This is a genomic window from Brucella sp. NBRC 113783 (assembly GCF_040372265.1).
Classification (GTDB): domain Bacteria; phylum Pseudomonadota; class Alphaproteobacteria; order Rhizobiales; family Rhizobiaceae; genus Brucella; species Brucella teleogrylli.
Map to the genome: position 1 here is coordinate 188,069 of NZ_BAABRX010000007.1, position 12,196 is coordinate 200,264.

The window sequence follows — 12,196 nt, forward strand, 5'->3', positions numbered from 1 at the left end:
GTAGAAAATTGCCATTTGCAGCCGCACAGGGCGACTTTTGGAACAGGCTCTTACACCGCGTCCAGAATCCGCTTTTGCAGGTCAATCGCGCGGGCATCGGCAAGTTTGCGGCGCGGGCGCTCCAGATCAATGTCGATATCGAGCGCAATCGACCCCTCGCGTAAAACGATGACCCGATCAGCGAGTGCGACAGCTTCGGCCACATCGTGGGTGATCAGGACCGTCGTAAAGCCACGCTTCGTCCAGATGCGTTCCAGAAGACGGTGCATCTCGATACGCGTCAACGCATCGAGCGCGCCAAAGGGCTCGTCCAAAAGCAGGATTTTCGGATCGCTGACCAGCGCCCTCGCCAACGCCACACGCTGCCGCTGGCCGCCGGACAGGACGGAAGGCCAGTCATTGCCGCGCCCTTCAAGCCCCACATCCGACAGGACGGAGAGTGCGGCCTCGCGCCAGTTTTCGCCACGCGCTATGCCGACATTGTCGGTCACGCGCTGCCACGGCACCAGCCGTGCTTCCTGAAACAGCAGACGCACCGATGGGCTGATGCCAGTCAGCGCTTCTCCACCCACCGTAACGCGCCCGCCATCGGGCAGGTCGAGCCCCGAAATCAGGCGCAGAAGCGTGGACTTGCCACCGCCAGAGCGCCCGACAACGGCCAGAAACTGCCCGGACGGCACCTCCAGGTTGAAGTGCCGCAGAACCTTGAGGCTACCGAAGGTACGGTCGACACGGGAAAGCGAAATGGGCAATCCACCATCCACTTCCGCACCGCGAGCGGTCGTTGCGACATCATATGTGTCCTGAACCGCAGCCATCAGTTTTTGCCTTTCTCCGGCTGATAGGCCGGATGCCAGACAAGCACACGCTTTTCGATGAGACGGGTTGCCGTGTCGGCCACTTTGCCGAGAAGCGCATAGATGATGATGCCGAGCAACACCACATCGGTCATCAGAAACTCACGCGCATTCATGGTCATATAGCCAATGCCGCTGGTGGCCGAAATGGTCTCGGCAACGATCAGCGTCAGCCACATGAAGCCCAGAGCATAGCGCAGGCCGACAAGGATCGACGGCAGAGCACCCGGCAAGATAATGCGCTGGATCAGCGCCTTCCGATCCAACCCATAGACATGCGCCATCTCGATCAATTGGGGATCGATGGTGCGCACGCCGTAAAACGTGTTGATATAGATCGGAAAGAAAACGCCGATGGAAACGAGAAAAATCTTGGCGGTTTCATCAATCCCGAACCACAGGATGACGAGCGGAATAAGCGCCAGATGCGGGATGTTGCGCAGCATTTGCAAGGTGCTGTCGAGCAGCGTTTCGGCTGGTTTCCAGAGACCGTTGACGATCCCGGCGACAAAACCCAAGCCACCACCGATGACGAGACCGATCAAGGCGCGCTGTGTGGAAATATAGGTATGATAGATCAGCGTTCCGTCCAGCAGCGACTTCCAGAATGCCGCCGCCACCGTGCTGGGAACCGGCATCAATCGCGCCGTGATCAGGCCGGTACGCGCGGCGATCTCCCAGACGATCAAAAGAACAATCGGCAGCGCCCATGGTGCAAGCAGTTTGCCGAGCGATTTGAAACGCGGGACATTGCCTGTGCTGCTCTTACCGGCAAAGCCGGAAATGCCCGAAATGCTTGAATCCGCCATCAAACCGCTCCCTTGCGCGTCACCTCGGCAATGGAAATTTCCTTGGGAATGAGGCCGAGTTTGAAGAAGGTGTCTGCAATTTCCTGCTGCTGGGCGATGACCGCTGCATCGAGCGGCTTGACGCCATAGGACTGACGCTCAACGGCACGGACAAGAACATTTTCCGGAATGCCGACCGAAGGCGCAAGTTCTGCCGCGACCGTCGCCGTATTGTCCTTGATCCATGTATCGATCTCGGCAATCGCATCGATAACGATATCGATGGCTTGCGGGTTCGCATCCACAAAGGGCTTTGCGCCAAGATAGAACTGATGGTTGGGCACAAGCCCTTCGCCGTTGCGCAACTCGCGCGCTTCAATGGCGATTTCCGCTGCGGCCTGAAAAGGATCCCAGATCACCCAGGCATCGACTGCGCCACGCTCAAAAGCGGCGCGCGCATCGGCAGGTGGCAGGAAGGTGGTTTTGATGTCGGTATAGGCAAGGCCTGCATCTTCAAGCGCCTTGACCAGAAGGTAGTGAACATTCGAACCTTTGTTGAGCGCGACGTTCTTGCCCTTCAGCTCTGCAACCGTCTTGATGGGGCTGTCCTTCGGCACCAGAATGGCCTCGCCGGTCGGCGCCGGAGGCTCATGCGCAATATAGACAAGCGGCGCACCGGCTGCCTGCGCGAAGATCGGCGGCGTTTCGCCGGTGGTGCCAAAATCAACCGCGCCGACATTCAGCGCTTCGAGAAGCTGTGGCCCTGCCGGAAACTCGGTCCAGCGCACGTCAAAGCCGATCTTCTGCAACTTCTCTTCGAGAATGCCGCGCGCCTTGAGCAGAACCAGCGTGCCGTATTTCTGGTAACCGATGCGCAGCACGTTTTCCTGCGCGAAAGCAGGCACACTGCCGATCAATGGTAATGCAGCCGAACCGGCGAGAAGTCCTGCAAATTTACGTCTTGTAATGCGCATCAATACTGCTCCTGAAACACCGGCTTCTTCTTGTTCTTATGTTAGAGACAAATAAGCGCAGCCACAGAAACGAACGTCTAACCTCACGGGGTTCAGGGGAAATTCTTTACTTCTCGAACGCTATCGCCGCGCAAGACAGTGCACGACATATTGTAAAGCCTGCTGCCTCAATCGCGCCCCGCCCAGGGCACCAGCACGGATTCAAGCTTGCGCAACGACAGTTCAAACGCAAAAGCGATCAGCGCAATGACGATAATGCCCATGATCACCACATCGGTCACAAGGAACTGCGCGGCCGACTGGATCATGAAACCAAGGCCTCTGGTCGCTGCAACCAGTTCCGCGGCTACCAGCGTGGTCCAGCCTGCGCCCAGCGCAATGCGCACCCCGGTAAAGATCGAGGGCAGCGTATGCGGCAGCACAACGAAACGCACCAGTTGCCGACGACTTGCATCGAAGGCGCGCGCAGCATTCAAACGCTCCTGCGAAACGCTGCGCACGCCGGATGCCGTGGAAAGCGCAATCGGCGCCAGCATCGCCAAAAAGATGACCAGCACTTTCGACGTTTCGCCGATGCCGAACCAGATCACCATCAGCGGCAGATAAGCAAGCGGCGGGATCGGGCGCAGAAATTCCAGAATGGGGTCGAGAATACCCCGCCCGACGGGACTAAGGCCAATGGCAAGGCCGACCGGCACGGCAATGACGATCGAAACGACCAGCGCCGCAAAAACGCGGGCAAGACTCGCGATCAGATGCTGCGCCAGCGTCGCATCGACGAAACCGTTTTGCGCCACGCTGAAAAACTTGGCCAGAACCTGTGCGGGCGACGGCAAAAAGACCGGCGAGACCAGTTTCAGGCTTGCCGCCAACCACCAGACAAGGATGAGAGCAACAATCGTCGCCGCGCTGATCGCACGCGTGCCGGAAAATAACGACAGCCATGGCCGTGAACCCAGCCGGGGCAGATCAGTGGAACTCTCCGATTTGCTTTGCGCAATATCGTCATAGCTGCGCGTTTCTGTCGAAACACTCATGCGGCTTCTCCTTCGAATATGGCATCCGCCAGTTCGCCCCGCGCTTGCAGGAACGCCGGGTCCGTCTTGATGGACCGCACTGGCTCGCCCGCCAGATAACGCCTGCCGAAATTCACATCGAACACCCGCTCGATCCGCCCCGGATGCGGCAGCATCACGACAATTCTGGTTGCGAGCAGCAATGCTTCCTCAATGCCATGCGTGACCATCAGGACGCCCGCCGCGCTTTTGCCCCATATGTCGAGCAACAGCGTCTGCATGCGTTCACGCGTCAGCGCGTCGAGTGCGCCCAGCGGCTCGTCCATCAATAGAAAATCCGGCTTTGAGGCCAGCGCCCGCGCCAGTCCGACACGCTGGCGCATGCCGCCCGACAATTCCCAGATCGCCTTGTCGCCCGCGCCTTCCAACCGGACCTGCGCCAGCAATTCATCGGCGATGCGGCGTCGCTCGCTCTGGGGAATGGCTTTCAGTCGCAAGGCAAAGGCGACATTGTCGCGCGTGTTGAACCATGGAAACAGCGCATCGTGTTGGAACACCACCGCCCGCCCTTGTCCTGCACCTTGCAGACGAACACCGTTTCGCGTCACCGCGCCGCTTTGCGGCTGCAACAATCCGGCAGCGACATTGAGCAACGACGTTTTTCCGCAACCTGAACGCCCGGTGAGTACAACGAATTCGCCCGCCGAGAGGTCAAGCGATACATTGTTGAGCGCCGGTGTCGCAGTGCCGCCATAGTGCACGCTGATCTGACTGAGTTTGAGCTGGCTCATATGCCCTACCTGTTACCGCAAATGCCCCTGCCCGCCGGAATGGTCGGCGGACAGGGGTTTGTTCGATCTGAAACGCTCAGGATCAGTTGCTGGCGAGCGCGTCCGTCACGAATTTCGTGGTGACGTAAGGCGCATAATCCGGCAGCGCGTTGTCGATCTTGCCCTGCTCCTTCAGGAAGGCGGAAGTGTCCGCAATCGCCTTCACGGTTGCGCCGCCCAGATAGTCGGCAGAGGCCTGATCCTTCAGCGACGGATAGACATAGCCTTTCAGGAGCGCTGGAATTTCTTCCTGCTTGGCGCCGGTCAGGCGGGCAATCTTTTCCGCCTGCGGTGATTTGGCATCCCAGGCTTCCGGCTTGGAATTATAGGCATCATAGGCCTTGCCGGTTACCTTCACGAAATCCCGTACCGCTGCCGGATGCTCGCTGGCGAAATCCTTGCGGACGATCCATGCGTCAAAGGTTGGCGCACCCCATTCGGCAACCTTGGCCGAATCCAGAATGACTTTGCCCTTGGTCTTGATCTGGCCCAATGCCGGGTCCCAGACATAAGCGGCGTCAATGTCGCCGCGTTCGAAAGCGGCGGCAATTTCCGGCGGACGCAGATTGAGGATTTCCACCGACTTGCTGTCCATGCCCTCATGCTTGAGCGCGGCCAGCAGGCTGTAATGCGTGGTCGAGACAAACGGCACGGCAACCTTCTTGCCTGCGAGGTCCTTGACGGAGGCGGCATCCCGCGCGACCAGCGCCTCGGATTCACCGATCAGCCCCACGACGAAAAACGTCTCAATCGGCAGTTCGCGGCTGGCGGCAGCAGCCAGCGGGCTGGAGCCGACATAGCCGATGTCGATATCGCCGGAAGCCACAGCCGCAATCACATCCGCGCCTGAATCGAACTTGCGCCAATTGATGTCGGCATTGGCCGCCTTTTCATATTCGCCATCGGCCTGCGCAACCTTCGACGGCTCAACCACCGTTTGATAACCGATATTGATTTTTACATCAGCGGCGGAGCTTGCGCTTGCAGCCACCACCCCAATAACAGCCGTGGAAGCGGCCAGAAAAATACGTCTTGTAAGTATTGTCATCCTACGCCCTCGTTCAAGCTGTCGATTACCCCGAAAGCGCCAGCCTGTGCCCCGGCCTCAAGCGCTTCCAATACCAACAATGATCGAGCAACGCGCGGCGGTTGTAGAGGAACGGGATACCAATTTTACGTGCAAAGGAAAAATATTCGCACCACCGGCAACGTCGGGATATGCACCCAAAAGAGGACTATCCGTCCGCGCGGCAGAAGCTACATTGCTGTTATAGGACATTGACGCTTGTGCTACTTTGTGGAAGGTAATTTTGATGCAGCATGCAGCGAATATCGGGCGCCATCATGTATGATTATTGTCTCGTTGGTGGCGGTATTGTCGGCCTTGCCACGGCGCTTACCATTGTCAGGAGAGAGCCTTCAGCCCGCATTCTGGTGCTGGAAAAGGAAAACGCCGTTGCGATGCATCAGACCGGCCATAATAGCGGTGTGATCCATGCGGGCATCTATTATCAGCCCGGCAGCTTCAAGGCAGAGCTTTGCCGCGCTGGCGAACGCATGACGAAGCAGTTTTGTGACGAGAACAACATAGCCTATCGCGTTCCGGGCAAGCTTGTCGTGGCGACCAACGATGTGGAAGTGCAGCGCCTTGCTGCCCTTGAAACCAATGCCGCCGCAAACGGCATCACCTGCCGCCGTCTCAATGGCGGTGAATTACGCGAATTCGAACCCGCTGTGACCGGACTTGCCGCTTTGTTGGTCGAGCAAAGCGGTATTGTTGATTATCGCGCGGTCTGCCGCGCCATGGCCGATCTCATTCGCGCCGCGGGCGGCGATATCGTATTCAATATCAGTGTCGATCGCATTGAAGAACGGGCGGATAACGCGCGCGTTCATGCGGGCGACAAGGTTTGGGAAAGCAGGCAGGTTATCGCCTGCGCCGGTCTGCAGGCCGACCGCCTTGCCCGCCGGTCGGGCGTCGATATCGATTTCCAGATCGTGCCGTTTCGCGGCGAATACTATGCCTTACGGCCCGAATTGAACAAACTCGTTGAACGCATGATCTATCCGGTGCCCGATCCTTCAATGCCGTTTCTCGGCATACATCTGACGCCAATGATCGATGGCAGCCTGACCGTCGGTCCCAATGCCGTTTTGGGTCTTTCCCGCGAGGGTTATCCCAAATTCTCGGCGAGTCTGCGTGACATGGCGACTTATGCCGCATTTCCGGGCTTCTGGAAGGTGATTACTGCCCATCTTTCGTCCGGGTTCGAAGAAATGAAGGATAGCCTCCTCAAGACGAGCTATCTGGAAAAATGCCGGAAATATTGCCCTTCCCTGCAGGAAAGCGACCTGCGTCCTTATCGTGCGGGGATAAGGGCGCAAGCCGTTTCGCGAGACGGCAAGCTCATTCACGACTTCAAATTCCACCAGACCAAACGTGTGCTGCATGTGTGCAATGCACCGTCCCCAGCTGCAACATCGGCCATACCGATCGGAAATCTGATCTTTCAACGCTTGCAAACAGGCAATTGAACAGGCGTTTTTCTCCATCATAAAATGAAAACCCGCATCATCGCTGATGCGGGTTTTGTTTGTCCCTTGAAGGCGTTTTCAGATCAACTGCGACCGAGCGAGGCCGCGACCTCATCCAGCGACTTCTTCGTTGCCGCAACAACATCATCGACCTGCGCAGGCGTGATGATCATCGGCGGACAGAAGGCAATTGCGTCGCCCATATTGCGGGTGATGACCCCATTGCCGAACATCGCAGCATTGGCAAGACCGCCCAGCGCGCCAACCTTCTCATGCGGTGCCTTGGTGGCCTTGTCGCCAACCAGCTCAAGTGCCGCAATGAGACCAACGCCTCGCACTTCGCCGACCAGCGGATGATCGGCCAGTTCGCGCAGGCGCTTTTGCATATAGGCACCCGTTTCACGCGCATTGGTCACCAGATCACGCTCTTCGATAATCTTGAGATTCTCAACCGCAACGGCGGCTGCGACCGGATGGCCCGATCCCGTATAGCCGTGACCGAACACGCCAAGACGCGCGCTTTCATCGGCCACCGGCTGATAGACGCGGTCGTTGAACATGAAAGCCGAGATCGGCAGATAAGACGACGAAATCTGCTTCGACAGCGTCATGATATCCGGCTTCATGTTGAAGGTCTGCGAACCGAACATGTTGCCGGTACGACCAAAACCGCAGATCACTTCGTCGGCGATCAGCAGAATATCGTATTTCTGCAGCACGGCCTGAATCTTTTCCCAATAACCTTCCGGTGGCACGACAACGCCCCCTGCGCCCATCACCGGCTCGCCGATGAAAGCTGCAACCGTTTCCGGTCCTTCCGCGAGGATCATGTCCTCCAATTCCTTGGCAAGACGCGTGGTGAATTCATCCACCGTCTCGCCCGGCAGCGCATCGCGGTAATAATGCGGACACGTCGTGTGCAGGAAGCCTGGCAGGGGCAGATTGAACGAGTTGTGATTGACCGGCAGGCCGGTGGCGCTGGCCGAAACAATCGTCACACCATGATAACCGCGCTTGCGACCGATAATCTTGGTGCGCTGCGGCTGGCCCATGGCATTAGCGCGGAACCACAACATCTTGATAATCGTGTCGTTGGCTTCGGAGCCGGAATTGGTGAAATAAACCTTGCTCATCGGCACCGGCGCAATGCTGATCAGCTTTTCAGCCAGTTCGATAACCGGCGGATGCGAGCGATGCGTGAAAGTATGCGAATAAGGCAACTTCAGCATCTGCTTATGCGCTGCATCGGCCAGACGCTTTTCCGAAAAGCCGACGCCGACGCTCCAAAGCCCAGCCATCGCCTCAATGTAGCGCTTGCCGTTATTGTCTTCGACGTAGATGCCATCGCCCTTTTCAATCACCACCGGGCCGATTTCTTCATGACGGCGCGCATTGGTGTTTGAATGGAAATGATAAGCGATATCGCGAGCTTCAACGGAATTGGGCTGTCTGGTCATTCGAATTCCCCTTTTAAATCCGATCAGAGCAGCTTTCACGTCACTCATCTATAGCCGCTTCAACGGCAATATTATCCTGCCAGCGCCCGAGATGCGGAAAACCACTTGTCGTTAGGATCGAAGCTATAAACAAATAATCTTTGGCGCAACGAGAACGAAAACCGTTTTCGAGAAAATCTGGACCGCCGAGGAATAATGCAGTCACTCGCCAGCTTCTTCCATCTGCGGACGCTTCTTCTTCCGCGATGACAGAACCGAATCGCTCTGCCGGATCACAAGGTCAGCGCCCACAAGCACCTTGACCGCAGGCTGTTTGTCAGCCGCATTGATCAGATCGTCCAGTATCGACACGGCCAGATTGCCGATCTTGCGCTTGGAGACATCCACCGTCGTCAGCATCGGCTCCATGGTGGCGCTCTGCGGCAGATTGTCGAAGCCGATCACCGAAACATCTTCCGGTATGCGCACGCCGCTTTCCTTCAGGGCCCGGATGAAGCCATAGGCAATAATGTCATTGGTGCAGAAATAGCATTCGGCAAGCTCATGCCCCGATTGCAGCAATTCGCGCGTGTCGCGATAAGCGCCTTCATAGGTCGATTCGACCGACAGGATATCCTCGGGCTGAACCTTGAGGTTCAACCGCTGCATGTTCTTTACATAGGCTTCACGACGCAACCGGAAGTTCATCGTCTCGGTGGGGCTCGCAACAAAGCCTATGCGGGAGAAGCCGGACTGCTTGAAATGCGACAGCACCTTGAAGACGGCGTCTTCATTGTTCATGTCGACAAAATTGGCCTCAACGACATCGTAAAACGTATCGATGAAGACCGTGGGCAGGCCCATGCCCTGTATCATGTGGATATCAACCGCCGACAATTCGGTGCCGAGCGCGATGACACCGCGAACCGGCGCACCCGCCAGCGACTCGGCCACGGCGCTGACCGGCTGCCCCTCGAAGCTCGCCACCTCCAGCGTGTAATTGCGGCGGGACGCTTCCGACGACATGCCGTCGATATAGTCCGAAACGAATACGCTGTGATCGCGATTGACCGTGCCGCCGTGCTTGGAAATTTTAAGGAAGCGAATCGTCTCGCCCGGCCCTGTGGTGCCGTTGCTGGTCTTGGCCACACGCGGCACGTAATTCAGCCGCGACACGGCTTCAAGAACACGCGTGCGGGTCTCGCCAGAGATTTCTCCCTTGCCGTTGAGCACAAGCGAAACCGTGGCGGGGGAAACACCCGCATTCTCGGCAATATCTCTGATCGTAAAAGATTTCTTCTTTTTCATACGCTCCGCACGGCTGCCGTCATCAGCACGTCATTCCCCTCTTGGACCCATTCGGCCCCACCGCCCGCTCAGGCAAAGCCAGAAAGGATGGGCTGGAATCCTCTTCAATGCGCATCTTATTCGGAAATCCGCATCATGCTACTGAGAAAGCACCACGATAAAACACAATTTGTTTAGTAAACACAACAGCCGTGTTTTTAAAACGATTAAGCTGAAAACCTGCGCAAATCAACGGAATTTTCAGCAGCATCCGCTTGACATCGCCGTCAGCTAGGCAATAGGTTTAGTGAAATAAGTTTTTGTTTAGTAAACGCTGTAGGAGGAGACCATGCAGAGGACAAGCAACCCGCTTGCCATGCTTGTTGTCATTAATGTGGGATTGCTCGCGCTTGGCGCGTACATCTCCGGCGGGTCTTTTCTCTCGCTGTTCAACTTGCAGTCCATGGCTGGTCAGGTGCCTGAAATCGGCCTTCTCGCCATCGGCGTGATGCTGGCCATGTGCGCCGGCAATGGCGGCATCGACCTTTCGGGTATCGCGCTTGCCAATCTCGCAGGCGTGGTTGCAGCGGTTATTGCATCGTCTTTCGTGTCGGCCTCTGTCAATCCGCTCGGTTTCAGCATTGCATTCATCGTGCTTGCGCTGATCGTCGGCCTTGCAGGCGGCATTATCAATGGCATCCTGATTGCGCGTTTCAACATCACGCCCATTCTCTGCACGCTCGGCACGCAGATGGCTTTCATGGGTCTGGCCGTCGTGGTCTCGGAAGGCCGCGCCGTGATGGTCGGCAGCCCTGACCTGTTGTCGCGCATCGGCAATGACATGTTCCTCGCCGTCCCGATCAGCTTTCTGATTTTCCTTGCGGTCGCCATTCTGATCGGCGCCGTGGTTCGCTTCACGCCTTTCGGCGCATGGCTGATGCTGATGGGCACCAACCCGAAGGCAGCCGTCTTCGCCGGTTTTCCCCGCGCCCGCGTTCTGATTGCGACCTATGCAACAAGCGGCCTTCTGGCAGGCATTGCAGGCATCATCATCGCCGCACGCAACGTCAATGTGAAATATGATTACGGCAGCTCTTATCTGCTGGTCGCCATTCTCATCGTCGTGATGGCAGGCGTGAAGCCAGAAGGTGGTTACGGTCGTATCATCTGCGTGGTGCTGAGCGCCATCGCCTTGCAGCTCATGTCGAGCCTGCTCAACTTCGGTGGACTGTCCAACTTCGTCCGCGACTTTGCCTGGGGGCTGCTACTGCTCGCATTCCTCGCTGTCGGACGCTACGACGTCGCCAGTTTCTTTACCTTGGGCAATCGCTCCAAGGCACCCATTGGTGCTCAACCCTCAAGCACCAAACCGTAATACTGAGGGACTCTTAACGAGGAGGAAGTCATGAAAGCAAAGACAAAGAAGCTGCTCACTGGTGCGCTCATTGCTGCCACTGCACTCGCAGGCGGCGCAGGCACGCTGGTCGCGCAGGAAAAGCCGGTCATCGCAACCGTCGTCAAGATCAGCGGTATTCCGTGGTTCGACCGCATGAACACCGGCGTTGAAGCCTATCAGAAGGCCAACCCGGATGTGGTTGCAACCCAGAGCGGCCCGGCAACTGCCGACGCGGCACAGCAGCTTCAGATCGTTCAGGATCTGGTTGCCAAGGGCGTTAACGCTCTGGCCGTCGTGCCGATGGATCCGGCTGTTCTCGAAGGCACCTTCAAGCGCGCCATCGAACGCGGCATTGTTGTCGTGACCCACGAAGCCGACAACCAGGTCAACACCATGGCCGACGTCGAAGCATTCGACAATGCCGACTATGGCAAAGCCCTGAACGAACGTCTTGCACAGTGCATGGGCAAGAGCGGCAAGTGGACGACCTTCGTTGGTTCGCTCGGCAGCCGCACGCATATGCAGTGGGTTGGCTCGGCTGAAGAAAACGCCAAGCAGTACCCGGATATGCAGCTGGTCGATCCGAACAATGAATCCTTCGACGATGCCAACGGCACCTACGAGAAGGCCAAGGAAATCCTGCGCAAGCATCCTGACCTGAAAGGCTTCCAGAGTTCGGCTGGCAACGACGTTCTCGGCATTGGCCGCGCGATCGATGAAGCGGGCTTAAGCGGCAAGGTCTGCCTCGTCGGCACCGGCCTTCCGAACCCTTCGGCTGACCTTCTGGAATCCGGCGCCATCACGGCTATCGGCTTCTGGGACCCGCAGAAGGCTGGCATGGCGATGAATGCTGTCGCCAAGCTTCTGCTGGAAAAGAAGGAAGTCAAGGACGGCATCGACCTCGGCGTTGAAGGCTACAACAAGGTTTCGGTGAAGAAGGGTGCAGGCGAAGGCCTCCTCGTCATCGGTAACGGCATGGTTATCGCCGACAAGGATTCCTACAAGGAACACCTGTTCTAAGAAGTCTCAGAAGATCCGACTGCGGGTGGCGACCGTTCCGTTCACCATCGCCACTTA

The 12,196-nt window shown here is 57.4% G+C and carries 12 protein-coding genes; 3 read left to right on the forward strand and 9 right to left on the reverse strand.

Annotated elements, in window-relative coordinates; all coding sequences use genetic code 11:
* Window positions 1-50: 50 nt before the first annotated feature.
* The 6 genes from ABWW11_RS19720 to tauA all read right to left on the reverse strand — a co-directional run bounded on the left by ABWW11_RS19720 (window position 51) and on the right by tauA (window position 5,513).
* Window positions 51-818, reverse strand: a complete 768-nt coding sequence (locus ABWW11_RS19720) for an ABC transporter ATP-binding protein (RefSeq protein ID WP_109367638.1) — start codon at window positions 816-818, stop codon at window positions 51-53.
* Window positions 818-1,666 carry an ABC transporter permease subunit gene (locus ABWW11_RS19725; RefSeq protein WP_109367639.1) on the reverse strand — a complete coding sequence of 283 codons (849 nt, stop codon included), beginning with the start codon at window positions 1,664-1,666 and terminating at the stop codon, window positions 818-820. Before ABWW11_RS19725 ends, ABWW11_RS19720 begins: the two co-directional genes overlap by 1 nt.
* Window positions 1,666-2,619 carry a sulfonate ABC transporter substrate-binding protein gene (locus ABWW11_RS19730; RefSeq protein ID WP_109367640.1) on the reverse strand — a complete coding sequence of 318 codons (954 nt, stop codon included), beginning with the start codon at window positions 2,617-2,619 and terminating at the stop codon, window positions 1,666-1,668. Before ABWW11_RS19730 ends, ABWW11_RS19725 begins: the two co-directional genes overlap by 1 nt.
* Before the next feature lie 167 nt (window positions 2,620-2,786).
* Window positions 2,787-3,656, reverse strand: coding sequence for a taurine ABC transporter permease TauC (gene tauC / locus ABWW11_RS19735; protein WP_109367641.1), 870 nt, complete (start codon window positions 3,654-3,656; stop codon window positions 2,787-2,789).
* A complete protein-coding gene (locus ABWW11_RS19740; protein ID WP_109367642.1) occupies window positions 3,653-4,426 on the reverse strand; it encodes a taurine ABC transporter ATP-binding protein in 774 nt (257 codons plus the stop codon). The genes tauC and ABWW11_RS19740 overlap by 4 nt, the downstream gene beginning before the upstream one ends.
* A gap of 82 nt (window positions 4,427-4,508) precedes the next feature.
* A complete protein-coding gene (tauA, locus tag ABWW11_RS19745) occupies window positions 4,509-5,513 on the reverse strand; it encodes a taurine ABC transporter substrate-binding protein (RefSeq protein WP_109367643.1) in 1,005 nt (334 codons plus the stop codon).
* Window positions 5,514-5,809: 296 nt separating this feature from the next.
* Between tauA and lhgD the strand changes: the two genes are divergently transcribed.
* The gene (lhgD, locus tag ABWW11_RS19750) at window positions 5,810-7,000 is read left to right on the forward strand and encodes an L-2-hydroxyglutarate dehydrogenase (protein ID WP_209445991.1); all 1,191 of its coding nucleotides are present in this window, start codon (window positions 5,810-5,812) and stop codon (window positions 6,998-7,000) included.
* An 83-nt stretch (window positions 7,001-7,083) separates the two neighbouring features.
* Here the strand turns inward: lhgD and ABWW11_RS19755 are convergent, their stop codons facing one another.
* The 3 genes from ABWW11_RS19755 to ABWW11_RS19765 are packed head-to-tail and all read right to left on the reverse strand — an operon-like array spanning window position 7,084 to window position 9,744.
* Window positions 7,084-8,457, reverse strand: a complete 1,374-nt coding sequence (locus ABWW11_RS19755; RefSeq protein ID WP_319080884.1) for an aspartate aminotransferase family protein — start codon at window positions 8,455-8,457, stop codon at window positions 7,084-7,086.
* 40 nt (window positions 8,458-8,497) lie between these two features.
* Entirely contained in the window at window positions 8,498-8,662 is a 165-nt protein-coding gene (locus tag ABWW11_RS19760) for a hypothetical protein (RefSeq protein ID WP_167836100.1), read from the reverse strand.
* Entirely contained in the window at window positions 8,659-9,744 is a 1,086-nt protein-coding gene (locus tag ABWW11_RS19765) for a LacI family DNA-binding transcriptional regulator (RefSeq protein ID WP_109367645.1), read from the reverse strand. The genes ABWW11_RS19760 and ABWW11_RS19765 overlap by 4 nt, the downstream gene beginning before the upstream one ends.
* Window positions 9,745-10,072: 328 nt before the next feature.
* Between ABWW11_RS19765 and ABWW11_RS19770 the strand changes: the two genes are divergently transcribed.
* Both ABWW11_RS19770 and ABWW11_RS19775 read left to right on the forward strand, forming a co-directional pair.
* Entirely contained in the window at window positions 10,073-11,098 is a 1,026-nt protein-coding gene (locus ABWW11_RS19770; protein ID WP_109367646.1) for an ABC transporter permease, read from the forward strand.
* Window positions 11,099-11,128: 30 nt separating this feature from the next.
* Complete coding sequence (locus ABWW11_RS19775) at window positions 11,129-12,139, forward strand: substrate-binding domain-containing protein (protein ID WP_109367647.1); 1,011 nt, start codon at window positions 11,129-11,131, stop codon at window positions 12,137-12,139.
* Window positions 12,140-12,196 lie beyond the last annotated feature (57 nt).